The sequence below is a fragment of the Umezawaea tangerina genome (assembly GCF_003002815.1).
GTDB lineage: Bacteria > Actinomycetota > Actinomycetes > Mycobacteriales > Pseudonocardiaceae > Umezawaea > Umezawaea tangerina.
This window is the reverse complement of record NZ_PVTF01000018.1, coordinates 46950-65414: the sequence shown is the minus strand read 5'-3', so window position 1 is coordinate 65414 and position 18465 is coordinate 46950. Positions and strand designations below refer to the sequence as shown.

Sequence of the window (18465 nt, the reverse complement as noted above, 5' to 3'; positions counted from 1 at the left end):
CGGTGCGGGGCCCTCCTTCTGCGTCCTGGGGGCGTGCTCAGCCCTCTTCGAGGCCGATGGAGAACGCCGCCTCGGTCTCGCGCTTGGAGTACGAGCGGAACGAGATGTGCGTGTCCGTGTTCAGCACGCCCGCGACCTTGCTGATCTGACCGGGGACCAGCTCGGCGAGGTCCTCGTGCCGGTCCACCTTCACGATGGCGATCAGGTCCACGTCACCGGCACAGGAGTAGACCTCCGTCACGCCCTCGATCTCGGCGATCGTCTGCGCTGCCTCGGGGATCGATTCGGCAGCGGCCTGGATCAGCACGATCGCGTTGATCACGGAGTCCTCCTCGTCAGATGGTGTCCGGGCAATGCTAGTAGGCGGGCACGCCAGGGGCCGCGCAGAGGCTCTGGAGGGGCCTCAGGGCGTCGAGCCGGGCGCCCGGACGCCGACGAGGCCCGACGGCGCAGGACGCGGAGCTATCGCCACTTTGCTTTCGCATGGCCCACCGCGGCGGAAAGCGGGACAAGCGTCCTGCGGGGATCGGGCGGCTTTACCCGCCGTTTCGGGCTTCCGAAAGCAAATGACACGGCTCGGGACTTCAGGACAAGGCGAAGTCCCGAGCACGGGATTGACCGGTCCGTCCTGTTGCTAATGCAAGCCGATAGCCCGCGGTCTTGAATGATCGCTCCATGAGTAATTCGTGAAGAACCTTCCCGTTGTCCTGACCAGCGGGAACGCGACCCCTGTTGTCCTTTCGGGCAACCTCCAACACGCGTCCGCGTCCTCCGTTAGCGTGGCGTTGGTGAGGCGTTGGGGATCAGGAGTGCACTGGGCAGTGCACTGGGCCCCCAGCCTGCGCTTCGCGCGCCCGGTCCGAACAAGATGCACCGCCGCTGACTAGGAAGGCCCTGCGCATGGTCTCGTCACCCCCCGGTATGGAAATCACCGAGGAGAACAAGTTCAAGGGTTCGATGTTCATCTCGGCTTTCGACGAGCTGATCGACTCGGTCGGCAAGGACGCCGAGAGCGAGACCGAGAAGGTCCTGGACATCACGTTCGCCGCGATCGGTGCGGCGTCGTCGCTGGCGATGCTGGCGATGGACCCGTTCGGCACCCTCCTCGGTGCGGGGATCGGCTGGCTGATCGAGCACGTGAGCTTCCTGAAGGAGCCGCTCGACCAGCTGATGGGCGACCCCGACGAGATCAACGCGAACGTCGAGGCGACGAAGAAGACCGCGGTGGACATGCGGACGCTGGCGGAGACGCACCGCAACACGCTCGCGCAGCCGCAGGGCTGGACCGGGCAGTCCTCCGAGGCGTTCAAGTCCAACATGGAGTCCCTGGGCGGGGAGCTGGACTCGCTGGCCAACGCGGTCGAGAAGAAGGCCAAGATCGTCGCGATCTGCGGCGTGCTGGTGTCGGTGCTGCGCGACATCGTCCGCGACCTGATCTCCCAGCTGCTCGGGTCGCTGCTGGCGGGTGCGATCGCGGCGGCGGCCGCGGCGTTCTTCACCTTCGGCGCCTCGATCGTCGGCTTCGTCGGTTTCGCGGTCGGCAAGGCCGTCGCGCTGGGCGTGAACATCGCCTCCCGCATCGCGAAGCTGGTGGGCGCCATCAGCCGCCAGATGGGGCGGATCAAGAACCTGGACGAGATCACCGAGCAGGTCGGCAAGGGCTGGAAGCGGTTCGAGAACGTCGCCGACGTCGCCGAGGTCTCCTACGAGTCGTGGAAGGCCCAGAACAAGGTCGACAAGGCGGTCGACAAGGTGGGCGGCTGACCGCTCCCCCGCTCGTCCCCCTCACCCATCCCGGCGATCTCGAAAGGCGCGACATGGCGCGCAACACCGGCAGTCCCAGTGCGAACCCAAGCGCGAACCCGAACCCGAACCCCGGCAGTCCGCCGCCCGCCCCGCCGCCGCCACCGCAGCAGTCGGTCCCGGCCGGCTACACCGGCACCTCCGGGTTCTCGGTCACCGAGGGCTCGCTGCAGACCCTCCAGAAGCAGGCGGGCGACCTGGAGTCCGGCTACCAGCGGATCGCGTCGCAGCTGTCCTCGCAGACGCTCAAGCTCAACGCCCTCGGCATGTTCGGCATCCCGATGACCGTCGCCGTGAACGACTCCAACGGCAAGTCCATCGACAAGGCCAACCAGGCCGCGGAGACGATGGCCAAGGTCAGCGACGGTGTGAAGGCCACCGGGGAGACCCAGACCAAGACCGACCAGATGGTCGCCGACGAGTTCGGCAAGATCGTCCCGGACTCCGGCGCGAAGAACCCGAACGGCGCTCCCAACACCGCCCCGCCGCCGCAGCAGCAGAGCGGTCCGCAGGTCAGCAAGACCGACCCGCCGCCCGGTGCGACCAACCCCGCGCCCGCCGTGACCCCGGCGACGCCCGGCCCGGACGTGAACAAGGTCCAGCCGCCGCCCGGCGCCACGAACCCGCCGCCCGCCGCGCCTCCGGTGAACACCGGTCCGCCGACCAACCAGTACACGCCGCCTCCGGGTGCCGACACGACCAACCCCGCGGCCGCGCCCCCGCCCCCGCCGGGTGGGCAGCACGCCAACCCGTACACGCCGCCGCCCGGCGCGGACACCACCAGCCCGGCCGCCGCGCCCCCGCCGCCTGCGGCGCCGCCGGTGTCGGCCTACGTGCCGCCGCCCGGCGACAACAAGGTGCCGACGCCGAACGTGCCCACCCCGCAGGGCGGGCCGCAGGTGAACCCGTACACCCCGCCGCCCGGTGCGAACAGCAACCCGGCGCCTGCGGCGCCCAAGCCGCAGAGCGCCCCGCCGATCGAGTCGTACGTGCCGCCGCCCGGCAACAACAAGGTGCCGACGCCGAACGTCCCCAGCCCGCAGGCCGCGCCGCCGGTGACCTCGTACACGCCGCCGCCCGGCTCGCAGGGCACCACGAACGCGTCCTGGACGCCGCCGCCCATCCCGGACCCGGTCGCGCACGTCCCCGGTGTGCCCGGCACGCCGTCGCCGACCGGTCCGGCCATGCCCAACAACGCGCCGAACAGCTCGATCATCTCCCAGATGCCGCCCATCCCCGGCGCCAACGGACCGGTGAAGCCCAACGACCGCCCGAACCTCCCGAACGCCCGTCCGCCGGGCGGTGGCCCGCCGCGGCCCGGTGTGGTCCCGAACATCCCAGGGGTGGACGGCGCGCCGAAGCCGGAGTTCTCGAAGCCGTCGACGTCGGCCTTCGACTCGCTGAAGCCGATCAACACGGCGTTCCCGCCGCAGGGCGCGCCGATCCCGCCGCCCTTCGCACCGGTCGCTCCTCCGTCGTCGCCGACCGACCCGATGCCGGTGACCGGTCCGTTCCCGCCCGCCGAGGCGCCGCCGGTCCCGCCGGTCAAGCCGGTGCTGGCCAACCCGAACCTCCTCGACCTGATGAACCCCGCCCCCGGTGTGGACCACCACGCCCCGGAGGCCTTCCCGCTGACCACGATCGACGGCAAACCGACGACGGACCTCTCGGACTTCTCCAACATGCCGCCCAAGCAGCAGCAGATGTGGATCGACAACCTGAAGAACCTGCTGGCCAGCAAGGAGAACGGTGCGTTCCTCTGGTCCGGCAACGTGTGGAACGCCGACGGTGAGCGCATCTCGGTCATGTACGAGGCCGAGGCCCAGGCCCACGGCATGGGGCGCAACACGCTGGAAGGCCGGTTGGACGACCTCGGCATGAAGATGCCGGGGTGGAAGCCGGGAGACGTCGCGGTCCAGAACCTGTGGGACAACGCGTCGTCCAGCGTCGCGCACGGCGCCAGCGGTGACGTCTACGTGCTGCTCGGGCCGTCGCGCAGGCCGGACAACGTGTTCGACATGAACGAGTTCCCGATCCTGGAACAGAACGACGGGGTCAGGAGGGTGATCGCGATCGACGTCATGAAGAACAACGCCGAGACCGTGATCCTGGACAAGGGGCCGAGGCCCCCGAGGCACTAGCCGGGCGGGCGGCCGGGAGGGTGACTCCCGGCCGCCATCCTGGTCAGTGGTCGTACTCGCGGTACTGGTCGCGGCCCGCGTCGGCCAGCTCCACCCAGGTGCGCCAGCTGCCCGCCGACGCCGCGGGCGAGGACCACGGCTCGGTGCAGCGGACGAGCCGGGTGCCCGGCTGGTTGAGCCAGCGCAGCACGAGGCCCGCCTCCTCCGGGGTGGCGCCCTTGAGCGGGCCGTCGAGCGGGACGACGGTCTCGGCCGAGGCGATCAGGGCCTCGACCACCGGGACGTAGCGGGTCCCGCGCCTGGCCACGCCCGCCGAGGCCAGGCGGCCGTGGCGGACCACGGCGAACTCCCAGCCGCCCTCCTTGTCCGGCCTGGCCGCGACCAGTTCCGGCACGGCGGCGAGGGCGGCGAGGCGTTGGCCCCGGTCCAGCACCCGGACCAGGCTCGCCATCCGGTCGCGGCGGCCCGCCGCATCCTCGAAGCGGTGGGCCTTGGCGTAGTCGTCGAGCTGGGCGGCCAGCCCGTGCAGCGGGGCCACGTCGTGGCCCGCGATGAGGGCCCGCAGCGCCGTGACGGCGGGGGAGTACTCCTCGGCCGTCTGCTTCCCGGCGCACGGGGCCGCGCAGCGGTCCAGCTCGTGCAGGGCGCACGGCGTGCCGCGCTGGCCCTTCGCCGGGATGCGCTGGTTGCAGGCGCGCAGTGGCAGGGCCTCGAGGACGGCGTCCGCGGCGGTCTCGGCGGCCCGGCGGCTGCGGAACGGGCCGAGCGCGCCGGTGCGCGGCTCCCGGACCATCGAGAGCCGGGGGAAGGCCTCGTCGGTGAGGGTGAGCCACCAGGCGTGCTGGGGGTTCTTGGACCGCCGGTTGTACGCGGGCTTGTGCGCCGACAGCAGGCGCAGCTCGCGGACCTCGGCCTCCAGCGAGTGGGCGCAGGACACCGAGTCGACCCGGACCGCCAGCGCCACCATCTCGCGGAGCCTGCGGCGGCCCTCGCTGGCGGTGAAGTACTGGCGCACGCGTTTGCGCAGGTCCGACGCCGTGCCGACGTAGAGGACCTCCTCGTTCGGGCCGCGGAACAGGTAGACGCCCGGCTCGTGCGGGAGGTGCGCGGCCAGCTCGCGCTTGCGCCGCTGCTGCGGGGTCACCTCCGGCAGGTAGGCCAGCAGCTCCTCCAGCGACTGCACGCCGAGCGGGCCGACCCGTTCCAGCAGCCGGTGCAGGACCTCGACGGTGGCCCTGGCGTCGTCCAGGGCGCGGTGCGTCGGCTGGGTGGCGGTGCCGAACAGCTGGGCCAGCGCGCCGAGCCTGCAGCTCGGGGCCTCGTCGCGGCTGAGCACGCGGCGGGCCAGCCGGACCGTGCAGACCACGCTGGGCCTGGGCCAGGGGTAGCCGTGCCGCTCGCAGGCGGCCTTCATGAAGCCGACGTCGAACCCCGAGTTGTGCGCGACCAGCACCGCGCCCGCCGCGAACTCCAGGAACGCGGGCAGCACGGTGTCCATCCGCGGCGCGCCGGTCACCATCAGCTGGGTGATGCCGGTCAGCGCCACCACCTGGGGCGGGATGCCCCGTTCCGGATCCACCAGGGTGGCGAACTCGCCCAGCACCTCGCCGCCGCGGATCTTCACGGCGCCGATCTCCGTCACCGCGTCGTCGCCCGCGCGGCCTCCGGTCGTCTCCAGGTCGAAGACCACGAACGTCGTGTCGCGAAGGGGGGTGCCCAGTTCGTCGAACGAGAGTTGCGCGTTCACATCGCGGAAGCTAATCGAGGGGTCCGACAATTCCGATCGGGGCTGCGGCGAAGGGGTCACGTTGCCCGACGCCGCCGATCCGACAGGGTGTCGCTGGCTACTGAGCCGTAGCCTGTACCGGTGCACGACCCGAACCCGGAACCCGACGAGCTCGCGACCCCCGACGCTGATCAGGAGGACGCGGACGCGGTGGCGGCCGCGGTCGAGTCCACTGTGGACTGGGGCACCCTGCCGGACGGGCTGCGCGCGCGGCTGGCCGAGCTGGCGGCCGACGCGCTCGGGGACATGGCCAAGGTCGACGTGCCGCAGCAGCTGCGCCCGGTGGCCAGGTTCGCGCCGACCAAGCGCGCCAGGCTGGGCGGGTCGACGCTGATCGCCGGTCTGCGGACGTCGGCGAACTTCCGCACCGCCGTGGTCGAGTGGCTGCGCAAGAACCGGCCGTCGACGCTGGAGCTGACCGCGCCGGACCCGGTGGCCGCGGCCGCCGCGGCGGTGCTGCTCGGCGAGGACGTGGCGCAGCACTACGTGGAGCTGGTGACGCGGCGGGCCGGTGACGCGGCGCTGCGGCTGGAGCGGGACGCGGCCGTGCTGCGGGCCGACCGGATGGACGCCGAGCTGGAGCGGCTGCGCGCCGACCGGGCCCAGAACACCGGCATCGCGGAGAAGATCCGCGAGGAGGCCGACGTCGAGCTGGAACGCCTGCGCAAGCGGTTGCGCGAGCAGGGTGTACGGCTCAAGGAGGCCAAGGACCGCGCCGAGTCGGCCGCCGCGGAGGTGGCCAAGGCGCGCGCCGAGGCGGAGGCGCAGCTGACCCGGCTGACCGCCGAACGCGACCGCGAGCGGGAACGGGCCGAGTACGAGCGGGCCAAGGCCGCCCGCGCGGAGGCCGACGCCGACGTGGCCCGGCAGTCCGCCCGCGAGGCGAGGCAGGCCGACGAGGTGCGGCTCGCGCTGCTCGTGGACACCCTCGACGGCGCGGTCAACGGGCTCCGCCGCGAGCTGGCGCTCGGGGGCGGCGGAACGGGCCCGCGTCCCGCCGATCTGGTGCGCGGTGCCAGCGCGGCGCAGGGCACCGTCGGCCGGGTCGAGGACCCCGCGGCGCTGGACCGGCTGCTGGCCCTTCCCGCGGTTCACCTGATCGTGGACGGCTACAACGTGACCAAGACCGGCTACCCGGACCTGCCGCTGTCCGACCAGCGCGACCGGCTGGTGCACCAGCTCGCCGTGCTGGCCGCGCGCACCGGCGCCGAGGTGACGCTGGTGTTCGACGGCGCGGGCGTCATCGCCGTGCCCGCGGCGGCCCCGCGCGGCGTCCGAGTGCTGTTCAGCGACCCCGGAGTGCTCGCGGACGACGTGATCCGGGCACTGGTGACCGCGGAGCCGGAGGGGCGGCCGGTGGTGGTCGTCACGTCCGACCGCGCGGTGGCCGACTCGGTGCGCCGCCGCGGCGCCCACCCCGTCCCGTCGGCCGTCCTGCTGTCCCGCCTCGGTCGTGTCTGATCGTCCTGAAAAGGATTTCCGGGACTCCGCGGCCCCCGCTAGGTCACGCTTGTGCATTTTTTCCCGATCACCAGGTGGACGTGGGCGCTCACGTTTCGTAACCTGGCCGAGACCTCGTGGCGGTAGCCGTCCACCCTGGACGGCGACGCGGGGTCACCGCCGGATCGGCCCGTCGGGGAGCCGTGCCGGACAAGATCGATCTGCGGGCTGCGCGTCGGCTCGGCGCACGTGTGCGCCTTGAGTCCGGCCGGCCTTCCGGTAGGCGGTTCCACGACGAAGGAGACATGCGCGACTGTGGCGTCGCAACGACTCAAGCGCGGTATGCGCGGGGCGATCGCAGCCACTGCGGTTGCCGCCGTGGCAGCAAGCATCGCCCCCGCCTCGGCGGGTGCCCAGCCGAACACCCCGGCGAACGCTTCCGAGGCGCTGAAGCAGTACAACGACCTGTCGGAGCAGGCCTCCAAGCTCAACGAGGAGCTCCTCCAGGCGGAGGAGAAGCAGGGGAAGAACCAGGAGGAGCTCGACAAGGCCAACGCCGACGTCGCGGCGGCCAACCAGGTCGGCGACCAGGCGAAGGCCGACGAGGAGACCTTCCGCGGCAAGGTCGACCTGCTGACCGAGGCGTCGTTCGAGGGTGCGCGGTTCAACCAGCTGTCGGCGCTGCTGGTCAGCGACTCGCAGCAGGAGTTCCTCAACCGGATGTCCGCTCTGGGTGTGCTGGCCGCGGACAACAACGAGGCGCTCGACAAGCTCTCCGGTGCCGTGGACACGGCCGCCGACGCGCTGAAGAAGGCGACCGAGGCGCAGGCGCGCGCGAAGACGGCCAACGACGAGGCCATCAAGATCACCGAGGACATCAAGAAGCGCGCGGCCGACCTCGACACCCAGAAGAAGGACGTCAAGGCGGCGCTGAACAAGCTGACCGGCGCGGAGAAGTCCAACCTCGCCGACTCGGGTGACATGAGCGACATCGCCGTGCCGTCCGGTGCCGCGGGCGCCGCGGTGGCGTTCGCGCTCGCCCAGCGCGGCGACATGTACTCCTACGGCGCGACCGGACCGGACGTCTGGGACTGCTCCGGCCTGGTGATGATGTCCTACCGCGCCGCGGGCGTGAACCTGCCCCGCACCAGCCAGGGCCAGGGTTCGGCGGGCCGCCCGGTCACCCGCGGCGAGGTCACCGCGGGCGACATCATCGCCTACAACGGCTTCGGCCACGTCGCGCTGGCGATCAGCAACACCGAGGTCGTCCACGCCTCGACCGACGGTGTGCCGGTCAAGATCGTGCCCCTGGAGAGCCCAGGGTCGATCTCGGCCATGCGGCGCATCGCGGGCTGATCTCCACGCTGTCGAAGGCCACCTCGCCGACTACTGTCGGGGAGGTGGCCTTCACCGCATCACGGGTACGGGCGCTGCTCGTCGCGGCGATCGTCGCGACCTTCCTGGCAGGCCTCGCCCAGGTCGTGCAGCCCGTCGGCGCCTCCACACCACCGCCCGCCGCCGTCTCGGCCGCCCGCTCGCACGCCGTCCACGACCTGCTCGACCGCCGCGCCGCCGCCCTGCGCGACCGCGACGAGACCGCCTTCCTGGCCACCGTCGACCTCGCCGACCCGGCGTTCCTCGACCGCCAGCGCGACGTGTTCCGCAACCTCGCGGGCGTGCCGCTCGCCGAGTGGGGCTACCAGGTCGACGACACCGACCAGACCACCCCGACCTCCCGTCCCGCCGCCGACGAGCTGTGGGCACCCGCCGTCCGGCTGCGCTACCGGCTCGCCGGCGTCGACACCGAACCCAGCACCCGCCCGATGGGCTACCTGTTCGCCCGCCACGGCGACCAGTGGCTCCTCGCCTCCGACACGGCGGCGGGCGAGACCTGGCGCGGCCCCTGGGACTTCGGCCCCTGCCACGTCCTCACCTCCCCCTCCGGCCTGGTCCTGAGCCACCCCGGCGGCGAGGCGCTCGCCGCCCGCGTGCTCGCCGAGCTGGACAGCGCCGTCACCACCGTCACCGACGTCTGGGGCCCCGCCTGGCCCCGCCAGGTCGCCGTCATCGTCCCCTCCACCAAGGACGAGATGCGCTCCCTCGTCGGCCCCGCCTTCGCCGTCGACTCCATCGCGGGCGTCGCCGTCGCCGAACAGATCGACCCCGTCGCCCACACCGCCCGCGGCCAACGGGTCGTCCTGAACCCCGACAGCGCCACCGCGTTGTCACCGCTGTCGTTGCGGGTCCTGCTCCGCCACGAGATCACCCACGTCGCCGTGCGCGGCGAAACCGCCGACAGCGCCCCCATGTGGCTTCTCGAGGGCTTCGCCGACTACATCGGCTTCCGCAACACCGACATCCCCCCCACCAAAGCCGCCCCCGCCCTGGCCACCCACCTCACCCAAGACGGCCCACCAGCCACCCTCCCCTCCGACACCGACTTCCGCGGCCCCAAGATGGACCTCGCCTACCAGGAAGCCTGGTCCGTCAACCGCTACCTGGCAGACCAGCTGGGCGAGGCAGGACTGGTCAGGCTCTACCGAGCGATGGCCGCGGACAAGTCCGATGTGGACAGTGCCCTCCACACGACCGCAGGCGTCGACCGCACAGGCCTGACCGAAGGCTGGCGCGAATTCCTGCGCACGGAATTCTTCCGCTAGCGCAAACGACCACCTGCCCAACCACGCTGGAAGTGCTCCCGAGAGCCCAACGAAGCTGGAAGCGAACACAAGCCGCCCAACGACGCTGGAAGCGAGCCCAAGGGGCCAACTCAGCTCACAGCGAGCGCGCCCGTCCGCTGGCGGCCGGCTTGACTTGGGGTTTTTGGGCTTAAACTTGCGGCGGCGGGCAGGCTCTACCACCTGCCCTTTTTCGCCCGACGAAGCCCAAAAAAGGGGCCCCAAGTCAAGCCGGCCGCACCCCCCCACGGCCGCAGCGACACCCCGCTCACCTCGACGGCGACACCCCGTTCAAGCAACCCAGCACCAACACACGGCGGACGCGCCCCCCAGCACCCCCACAGCAAACCCGACCCCACCCCCCCGATCCAGTAACCTCACCCCGATGCGTCGCACCCTCCTGGTGACCAATGACTTCCCGCCCCGCCCCGGCGGCATCCAGTCCTACCTGCACTCCTTCGCCTCCCACCTCCCCTCCGACGACCTCGTCGTCTACGCCCCCTCCTGGACCTCCCCCACCGGGTCCCACCCGGAGTTCGACGCCGCCCAGCCGTTCCAGGTCGTCCGCCATCCCGGCACCCTCATGCTCCCCACCCCGGACGTCCTGCGCCGCGCCGCCGACATCATGAGGGCCGAGCGCTGCGAGGCCGTCTGGTTCGGTGCCGCCGCCCCGCTCGCCCTGTTGTCCCCGTGGTTGCGCAAGGCCGGTGCCGAGCGGGTCCTGGCGTCCACCCACGGTCACGAGGTCGGCTGGTCCATGCTGCCCGGTGCCCGCCAGTCGCTGCGCGCCATCGGGTCCGAAGTGGACGTCGTCACCTACGTCAGCAAGTACACCCGGTCCCGCTTCTCCGCCGCGTTCGGTCGGATGGCGGCCTTGGAGCACCTGCCGTCCGGTGTGGACACCTCCGTGTTCGCCCCGGACCCGGCCGCCCGTGCCGAGATGCGCGCCCGCTACGGCCTGGGCGACCGGCCGGTCGTGGTGTGCGTGTCGCGGCTGGTCCCGCGCAAGGGGCAGGACGTCCTGGTGCGCGCTCTCCCCGCGATCCGGCGGCAGGTGCCGGGTGCCGCGCTGCTGATCGTCGGCGGCGGTCCCTACCGGAGGAGGCTGGAGGCGCTCGCCGCGTCGACCGGTGTCGCCGAGCACGTCGTGTTCACCGGCTCGGTGCCGTGGGCGGAGCTGCCCGCGCACTACAACGCGGGTGACGTGTTCGCGATGCCGTGCCGCACCAGGGGCAAGGGGCTCGACGTGGAAGGGCTCGGCCTGGTGTTCCTGGAGGCCTCGGCCACCGGGCTGCCGGTGGTCGCGGGCGACTCCGGGGGAGCGCCGGAGACCGTGCTGGACCACGAGACCGGCATGGTCGTCGACGGTCAGGACGTGGAGGAGGTCGCCGAGACGATCGGGGACCTGCTGGCCGACCCCGAGAACGCGGCCAAGATGGGCGAGCAGGGCCGGGAGTGGGTGTCCGAGCAGTGGAGCTGGGACGACCTCGCCGCCCGGCTGCGTGCTCTGGTCGACGGCTGACCGGACCTACCAGGGCAGCGCCTGGCCGTTGCGGTCCAGGTACTGCAGGCCGCCGTGGCCCGCCTGCTTCTCGATCGTGTCGACCACCAGCGGGATGCTCTCGTCGATCGAGAGCAGCGCGTCCGGGCCGCCGAGCCCGGTCCGCACCCAGCCCGGGCACATGAGCAGCAGGGTGCGCGGGTCGTCGGCGTGCCGGGCGGCGAAGCTGCGCATCAGCTGGTTCAGCGCGGACTTGCTGGCCCGGTAGATCTCGTGGCCGCCGTTGGTGTTGAACGAAACGCTGCCCTGGCGCGACGACATGACCCCGATGGTCCCGGTCGGTGGCACGACGTCCTGGAACGCCTCCACCACGCGCATCGGGCTCAGCGCGTTGGTGATCATGACCTTGGTGAACGACTCGGTGCTCACCTCGCCGACCGGGAGGTTCCCGAGCGTGATCGCGGCGTTGACGAAGACCAGGTCGAACGCCTGGTCGCCGACCCGTTCGCGCAGCGCGGCCACCTGCTCGGGCACGGTGATGTCGACCTCCTCGACGGTCAGCCGCCCGCCGGAGGAGTCCGCCAGGTCGTGCAGTCCCGTCCGCGCGGTGCCGCGGGCGGTGGCGGTCACCCGCCAGCCGCGGTCCAGGTACTCGGCGACCAGCGCGAGCCCCAGTCCGCGGGAGGCCCCGAAGACGAGGGCGGACTTGTCGGTGGTGCGGTCGGTCATCGTTGCTCCTGGGTCCAATCGGGTTTCCAACGCGAGCGTTGGCCAACGGCTCAGACCGTACTGCGGGCCGTTACCAACGTCAACGTTGCCGTTGGCAGAGGTAGGTTGTCCGGCATGGTGCGGGATGTGGAGCAGACCAAGCGGCGGCTGCGCGAGGCGGCGCTGGCCGAGTTCGCCGAACACGGCCTGCACGGGACCACCGTGGAGCGCATCGCGTCCCGAGCGGGTGTCAACAAGGAGCGGCTCTACAGCTACTTCGGCGACAAGACGGCGCTGTTCACCAGCATCGTCGTCGAGGAGGTCGACAAGGTCACGGCCGCGGTCCCGCTGGTGGCCACGTCCCTCGACGACGTCGCGGAGTTCGCGGGCCGGACGTTCGACTACAACCAGGACCACCCCGACCTCACCCGGCTCGTGCTGTGGGAGGGGCTCGCCGACACCGGGGTCGTGCACGACGCGGCCAACCGCGGCCCGCACTACGAGGACAAGGTCGCCGTCATGGCCGCCGCCCAGCGGGCGGGCCTGGTCGCCGACACCCCGGCCGCACCGCACCTGGTGTTCCTGCTGCTCGCCCTGGCGGGCTGGTGGTCGGCCACCCCGCAGATCGCCCGGCTGTTCGCGGGCGCGGACACCGACCCCGAGAGCGAGCGGGCCGCCCGCCGCGCCGCGGTCGTCGAGGCCGCCCGGCGCATGGCGGCCCCGCGCCCCTGACCGCCCTCAGGCGGGCTTGGCGCCGGTCTCCCGGTAGATCGCCGCCGCCAGTCCGCTCTGCTCGGCCGCGGCCCCGCCGTCACCGAGCGCGAGGTGGACGGCCGCCAGCTCGGTCCGCGCCGCGGCCTCGGTGACGGGCAGGCCGATGTCGACGGCGATCGCGACCGCCCGCATGCACAGGTCCAGCGCCTCGGCGGGCACGCCCATCAGCCTGCGGGTGGTGGCCAGACCGGTCAGGGCCCTGGCGGCGGTGGGCTGGTAGCCGATCCGGTTGGCCTTGGTGAGCGCCTGCTGGAACTGCTCGTCCGCGGTGCGCAGCCTGCCCAGCCGCCGGTTGGACTCGGCCATGACGACCAGCACGTTCGTCGTGGTCTGCTGGTCGCCGCTCTCCCGCAGCTCCTCCAGCGCGCGCCCGGCCAGCGCGAGCGCGGCGTGCGGGTCGCCCTGGTCGACCTTGGTGACCGCGGTGCTCTCCAGCACGCGCGCCGTCACCTCCCGGAACCCCGCCTCCTGGCTGATCTCCAGCGCGATCGAGAGGTGCTCCAACGCCTCCTCGTACTCGCCGCGCAGGCGCAGCACGACGCCGAAGAAGTTGCGGCAGGTCGCCTCGCTGCCCCGCAGCCGGTGCGCGCTGCTGATCTTCAACGACTCGCTGAGGTGGTGGTGGGCCTCGTCGAGGTGCCCGGTGTCGATGGCGAGCATGCCCAGGGTGCACAGGATGGTGCTGCGCGCCGTCGTGACGCCGTCCGGGCCGCTCATCAGGTCGAGGCTGCGGTGCAGCGCGTCCCTGGCGGCGGCCAGGTCACCGGACTCCATCAGCACGAGACCGAGGTTGTTCAGCGTGCCCGCCTGGCCGATCTTGTTGCCCATGGCCCGGTGCAGGGCCATGGCCTGCCCGTAGAGCTCCTCGGACGTCCCCAGCTCGCCCAGCTTCCAGTGCAGCAGGGCCAGGTTGCCCACCATCGCCGCCTCGGCCGCCTGGTCGCCCTCCTCCTGGGCGGCGTGCAGGCCGTACTTGGCCGTGGCGAGCCATTCCGTGACGTGCTTGCCGATCCACAGGTACCCGCGCATCGCGTCCGCGAGGCGCCACGCCATCGACACGGGTCCCTCGTCCGCGGCCGACCGGATCGCCGCCGAGAGGTTCGCGCGCTCCCCGTCCAGCCACCGCGTGGCCTGCGCGGCCGAGGTCACCCTCGGCAGCCGCACCCACGGCGCGGGCTCGCTCGGCAGCCTGCCGAGGTCCGGGTACAGCAGCATCGCGCACTGGTCGACGGACCTGACGTAGAACTCCAGCAGCCGGGCGCGGGCGTCGCCCTGCTCCCGCTCGCCGTCCTGGGCGGCCCGCCGCCGTGCCGCGAACAGCATCAGCTGGTCGTGGAACTGGTAGCGCCCCGCCCGCGGCCGCAGCAGCAGGTGGGCCTCGGTGAGCTGGGTCAGCAGCGTCGACGCCCTCGGCACCTCGATGTCGGCCACGTTGGCCGCGGCCTCCGCCGTGAAGTCGGTGCCCGGTACCAGGCTGAGCAGCCGGAACAGCCGCTGCTGGTCCTCGGTCAGCGCGGAGTAGGCGAGGTCGACGGCGGCCAGCGGCTCGTCGGTGGGCAGCTCGGCGAGGTACCCCGCGACCGTGCCACCGGGGCGCGACGCCACGTTCGCCGCGGCCACCCGCAGCGCCAGCGGCAGGTGCGCGCACCGCCGGGCCAGCTCCTCGACGGCCGCGCGGTCCTCGTCCCCGCCGAGCATCGCGGTCAGCAGCTCCCACGACTCGGCGGGCTCCAGCACGTCCACCGACATCCGCCGGGCGCCGTTCATCGCGATCAGGCCGCGCAGGTCGTCCCGGCTGGTCACCAGCACCGGGCAGCTGGCCGCGCCGGGCAGCAGCGGCCGCACCTGGTCGGGCGCGGAGGCGTTGTCCAGCACCAGCAGCATCCGCCTGCCGGTCAGCAGCGACCGGAACAGCGTGCTCGACTCCTCGACGTCCAGCGGGATCTGCTCCGACGGCACGCCCAGCGCCCGCAGGAACCGCGCCAGCACGTCCACGGTCGCCGTCGGCGGGCCTAGCCCGTAGCCGCGCAGGTCGACGTACAGCGTGCCGTCGGGGAACCGGTCGCGCAGCCGGTGCGCCACGTGCACCGCCAGCGACGTCTTGCCGACCCCCGGCAGCCCGGACAGCGTCACGATCGGCACCGCCGTGCCCGGCTCGTCCTCGGCGAACAGCCCGCTCAGCCTGGCCACCAGTGCCTGGCGGCCGATGAAGTCGGCCAGGTCGTGCGGCAGCCTGCCCGGCTGCTGCTCGTCGACCGGCTGGGCCTTCGGGGCGGCCAGCTGCGGGTCGCCGGTCAGGATCGCCTGGTGCACGGCCCGCAGGTCCTCGCCTGGGTCGATGCCCAGCTGCTCGTCGAGCACCCGGCCGACCCGGCGGAACACCTCCAGCGCCTCGGCCTGGCGGCTGCTGCGGTACAGCGCGAGCATCAGCTGCGCCCAGAACCGCTCCCGCAGCGGGTGGTCCGCGGTCAGCCCGCGCAGCACCGACACGAGCTGCTCGTGGTTGCCCAGCGCCAGCTCCACGTCCACGTGCTGCTCGTGCAGCAGCATCAGCACCTCGGTCAGCCGCGGCGCCTCGTCGCGGTGCAGCGACTCCGAGGGCACGTCCGCCAACGCGGGCCCGCGCCACAGCGCGATCGTCTCCGCGTACGCGTCCCGCGCGCCGGTGAGGTCGCCCGCCTCCGCCAGCTCCCGCGCCCGCGTGGCGCCCGCGGTGAACAGGTGGACGTCGATCCGGTCCAGCGGAACGGAAAGCCGGTAGCCGACCGGGGTCGTGACGATCCGCGTCGGGTCGCCGAGGACCTGCCTCAGCCGCATCACGTAGGTCTGCAGCGTGCCGCGCGTCCTGGCGGGCGGGCTGTCGCCCCACAGCGCCTCGACGAGGTCGGCGACCGGGACGACCTTGTTGGCGCGCAACAGCAAGCAGGCGAGCAGGGCGCGGTGCTTGCCCGCCCGCACGGGGACCACCCGGTCGTCCCGCAGGACCTCCATCGGTCCCAGCAGCCGGAACTCGCCAGCCGACCCCATGCGCATCCCCTCGAGTTCGCCGCGGTCCCCAAGCCTATGCGCGGTGCTGACGGCAGGTGTCATTACGGCGTCAGCGATACGACAGAGCGGTACGGCAGTCTAGGGACATCCCGGTCGGGAGATCGGGACGCGAACTTCATCGGGTCCGCTGAGCAGCGGATACGCGATCCACTGGGGGTCGGGTGGCTCACGTCCTCGCGGACGTGAGCCACCCGTCTTAAATTTCGGCCGTTCTTGCGGAAGACGGCCTCGCCGGGGGCGGCCGTGGCCAGGCCGCCCCCCTTTTTTTTCGTACTACTTCGTGTAGATGGCCGCGATGTCGTCGGAGTACTTGCCCGCGACGATCGTGCGGCGCAGCTTGAGGCTCGGCGTGATCTCCCCGCTCGCCTCGGTGAAGTCCGCGGGCAGGATCCGGAACTTCCGGATCGCCTCGGCCTTCGACACAGCCAGGTTCGCGTCGTCCACCGCCGCCTGGATCTCCGCCACCAGGTCGGCGTCGGTCACCAGGTCGGCCACGGTGACGTCGTCGCCCTTGTCGTGCTGCTTGCGCCAGGTGGGGAAGAACTCCGGGTCGATCGTGACGAGCGCGCCGATGAACGGCTGCGCGTCGCCGACGACCATGCACTGGCTGATCAGCGGGTGCGCCCGCAGCCGGTCCTCGAGCACGGCGGGGGAGACGTTCTTGCCGCCCGCGGTGACGATGATCTCCTTCTTGCGCCCGGTGATCCGCAGGAAGCCGTCGGAGTCCAGCTCGCCGATGTCGCCGGAGTGGAACCAGCCGTCCTCCAGCGACTCCTTGGTGGCCTCGGGGTTGTTCCAGTAGCTGCGGAACACCACGCCGCCCTTGATCAGGATCTCGCCGTCGTCGGCGATCCGGACCGAGGTGCCGCCCAGCGGCTGGCCGACCGTGCCGACGCGGAACGCCTTCTGCGTGTTGACCGCCGCCGCCGCGCTGGTCTCGGTGAGCCCGTAGCCCTCCAGCACCGGCACGCCGACGCCGCGGAAGAAGTGCGCCAGGCGCTCGCCCAGCGGCGCGCCGCCGGACACCGCCGCGATGCAGCGCCCGCCGAGCGCCGCCTTCAGCTTCGCGTAGACGAGCTTCGAGAACACCGCGTGCTTGACCTTCAGCGCCAGTCCGACGCCGCCCTTGTCCATGGCCTGGCTGTACTCGACGGCGGTCGCCTCGGCCGCGTCGAAGATCTTGCCCTTGCCGCCCGCGTGCGCCTTCTGCTTCGCGCCGTTGTAGACCTTCTCGAACACGCGTGGCACGGCCACCACGAACGACGGCCGGAACGAAGCGAGGTCCTCCAGCAGGTTCTTCACGTCGGAGGTGTGGCCCAGCGTCACCCGCGCGTACACGCCGCAGACGGCCAAGGCGCGCGCCAGGATGTGCGCGAGGGGCAGGAACACCAGCAGCGAGTTGCCCGCGATCAGCAGCTCCGGGAACGCCACGAGCGCCCCGCGGACCTCGGACAGCAGGTTGCGGTGGGTCAGCTCGCAGCCCTTGGGGCGACCGGTCGTGCCGGACGTGTAGACGATGGTCGCGGTGTCGTCCGCGCCGACCAGGCGCCTGCGCTCGCGCACGTCGTCGTCCGAGGACTCGGCGCCCAGCGCGGTCAGCTCGTCGATCGCGCCCGCCGCGCCGTCGGCGCCGGGCCCGTCGATCTGCCACACGTGGCGCACCTCGGGCAGCCGGTCCACGACGCCGTCCACGGTGCCGCGGTGGGCGGCGGTCTCGATGAACACGGCCTTGGCCGCGGAGTCGGACAGGATCCACTCGACCTGCTCGGCCGACGAGGTCTCGTAGATCGGGACGGTCACGCCGCCGACCGACCAGATGGCGAAGTCGAGCAGGGACCACTCGTAGCGGGTCTTGGACAGCAGGCCGATGCGGTCACCCGGCCCGATGCCCGCCGCGATGAGCCCCTTGGCCACGGCCAGCACCTGCGCGGCGAAGTCACGCGCGGTGACGTCGACCCAGGTGCCGTCAACGCGGCGCCGGAAGCTGACCGCGTTGCCGAAGCGCTCCGCGTTCGCCCACACCATGTCGGTGAGGTTCTCCTCGGCAGCCACAGGGCTGGTTGCGGGGACGCTGAACTCGCGCACGTCAACCTCCGGACGATTGTTTGTTACCGGTGGGGAAACTTAGCCTGTGATTCCGGCGATACACCAGGCCGGTGGGGTGTTCCGTGACCGTGTCGTGGCACTCTTCCCAGCCGTGGCGAGTGTGGACGTCGTTGACGAGACCTTCCTGGCGGTGCCGCGGTCGGCCGTGGCGGCCGCCTTCGCGCCGCCGTCCGCCTGGCGCCGATTCTGGCCCGACCTCGACGTCGAGGTCTACCTGGACCGCGGTGACCAAGGGTTGCGGTGGACCGTCGGGGGTGCGCTGGTCGGCACCATGGAGGTGTGGCTGGAGCCGATGCTCGACGGGACCCTGCTGCACTACTTCCTGCGCGCCGACCTGCCCGGTGACGTGCCCGCGAAGCGGATCCGCAAGGAGCTGCGGCGGCGCCAGCTCGCGGCCAAGGCGGTCTCGCTCGGCCTGAAGTCGACCTTGGAAGCCGGTCGTGCTCCGGGGTGCCCGCCGCCCGTGTCGTAGGTTTGGAC

At 72.1% G+C, this 18465-nt stretch carries 13 protein-coding genes; 8 read left to right on the top strand and 5 right to left on the bottom strand.

Annotated elements, in window-relative coordinates:
* Positions 1-37: 37 nt before the first annotated feature.
* Positions 38-322 carry an Lrp/AsnC family transcriptional regulator gene (locus tag CLV43_RS41255; RefSeq protein ID WP_106195507.1) on the bottom strand — a complete coding sequence of 95 codons (285 nt, stop codon included), beginning with the start codon at positions 320-322 and terminating at the stop codon, positions 38-40.
* Between the two features lie 599 nt (positions 323-921).
* Here CLV43_RS41255 and CLV43_RS41250 point away from each other — a divergent pair.
* Positions 922-1764, top strand: coding sequence for a WXG100 family type VII secretion target (locus CLV43_RS41250; protein ID WP_211304809.1), 843 nt, complete (start codon positions 922-924; stop codon positions 1762-1764).
* 53 nt (positions 1765-1817) lie between these two features.
* Positions 1818-3944 (top strand): hypothetical protein, encoded by a 2127-nt coding sequence (locus tag CLV43_RS48230; RefSeq protein ID WP_170156243.1) that lies wholly within the window; start codon positions 1818-1820, stop codon positions 3942-3944.
* Between the two features lie 43 nt (positions 3945-3987).
* On the opposite strand, the gene CLV43_RS41225 is transcribed toward CLV43_RS48230, so the two are convergent.
* Positions 3988-5691 (bottom strand): DEDD exonuclease domain-containing protein, encoded by a 1704-nt coding sequence (locus CLV43_RS41225; RefSeq protein ID WP_245887406.1) that lies wholly within the window; start codon positions 5689-5691, stop codon positions 3988-3990.
* A gap of 120 nt (positions 5692-5811) precedes the next feature.
* Here CLV43_RS41225 and CLV43_RS41220 point away from each other — a divergent pair, with 120 nt between their 5' ends.
* The 4 genes from CLV43_RS41220 to CLV43_RS41205 all read left to right on the top strand — a co-directional run bounded on the left by CLV43_RS41220 (position 5812) and on the right by CLV43_RS41205 (position 11370).
* Positions 5812-7191: an NYN domain-containing protein gene (locus CLV43_RS41220; protein ID WP_170156242.1), complete on the top strand. Its 1380-nt coding sequence runs from the start codon at positions 5812-5814 to the stop codon at positions 7189-7191.
* Between the two features lie 357 nt (positions 7192-7548).
* The gene (locus CLV43_RS41215) at positions 7549-8526 is read left to right on the top strand and encodes a C40 family peptidase (protein WP_245887405.1); all 978 of its coding nucleotides are present in this window, start codon (positions 7549-7551) and stop codon (positions 8524-8526) included.
* 44 nt (positions 8527-8570) lie between these two features.
* Complete coding sequence (locus tag CLV43_RS41210; protein WP_106195491.1) at positions 8571-9830, top strand: peptidase MA family metallohydrolase; 1260 nt, start codon at positions 8571-8573, stop codon at positions 9828-9830.
* Positions 9831-10233: 403 nt separating this feature from the next.
* Complete coding sequence (locus CLV43_RS41205) at positions 10234-11370, top strand: glycosyltransferase family 4 protein (RefSeq protein WP_106195488.1); 1137 nt, start codon at positions 10234-10236, stop codon at positions 11368-11370.
* 6 nt (positions 11371-11376) lie between these two features.
* Here CLV43_RS41205 and CLV43_RS41200 read toward each other — a convergent pair whose 3' ends face one another.
* Positions 11377-12078, bottom strand: a complete 702-nt coding sequence (locus CLV43_RS41200; protein WP_106195485.1) for an SDR family oxidoreductase — start codon at positions 12076-12078, stop codon at positions 11377-11379.
* Between the two features lie 114 nt (positions 12079-12192).
* Here CLV43_RS41200 and CLV43_RS41195 point away from each other — a divergent pair, with 114 nt between their 5' ends.
* Complete coding sequence (locus CLV43_RS41195) at positions 12193-12789, top strand: TetR/AcrR family transcriptional regulator (protein ID WP_106195482.1); 597 nt, start codon at positions 12193-12195, stop codon at positions 12787-12789.
* A gap of 6 nt (positions 12790-12795) precedes the next feature.
* Here CLV43_RS41195 and CLV43_RS41190 read toward each other — a convergent pair whose 3' ends face one another.
* Positions 12796-15858, bottom strand: a complete 3063-nt coding sequence (locus tag CLV43_RS41190; RefSeq protein ID WP_170156241.1) for an AfsR/SARP family transcriptional regulator — start codon at positions 15856-15858, stop codon at positions 12796-12798.
* 294 nt (positions 15859-16152) lie between these two features.
* Positions 16153-17964, bottom strand: coding sequence for an AMP-dependent synthetase/ligase (locus tag CLV43_RS41185; RefSeq protein ID WP_106195476.1), 1812 nt, complete (start codon positions 17962-17964; stop codon positions 16153-16155).
* A gap of 112 nt (positions 17965-18076) precedes the next feature.
* On the opposite strand from CLV43_RS41185, the gene CLV43_RS41180 reads away from it, so the two are divergent.
* Positions 18077-18457 carry a polyketide cyclase / dehydrase and lipid transport gene (locus CLV43_RS41180; protein ID WP_106195474.1) on the top strand — a complete coding sequence of 127 codons (381 nt, stop codon included), beginning with the start codon at positions 18077-18079 and terminating at the stop codon, positions 18455-18457.
* Positions 18458-18465: the final 8 nt, after the last annotated feature.

Bases quoted from the DNA above. Each gene is read 5' to 3' on its own strand.
- CLV43_RS41250 (WP_211304809.1), top strand. From the start codon at position 922: ATGGAAATCACCGAGGAGAACAAGTTCAAGGGTTCGATGTTCATCTCG.
- CLV43_RS41205 (WP_106195488.1), top strand. From the start codon at position 10,234: ATGCGTCGCACCCTCCTGGTGACCAATGACTTCCCGCCCCGCCCCGGC.
- CLV43_RS41190 (WP_170156241.1), bottom strand. From the start codon at position 15,858: ATGGGGTCGGCTGGCGAGTTCCGGCTGCTGGGACCGATGGAGGTCCTG.
- CLV43_RS48230 (WP_170156243.1), top strand. From the start codon at position 1,818: ATGGCGCGCAACACCGGCAGTCCCAGTGCGAACCCAAGCGCGAACCCG.
- CLV43_RS41195 (WP_106195482.1), top strand. From the start codon at position 12,193: ATGGTGCGGGATGTGGAGCAGACCAAGCGGCGGCTGCGCGAGGCGGCG.
- CLV43_RS41200 (WP_106195485.1), bottom strand. From the start codon at position 12,078: ATGACCGACCGCACCACCGACAAGTCCGCCCTCGTCTTCGGGGCCTCC.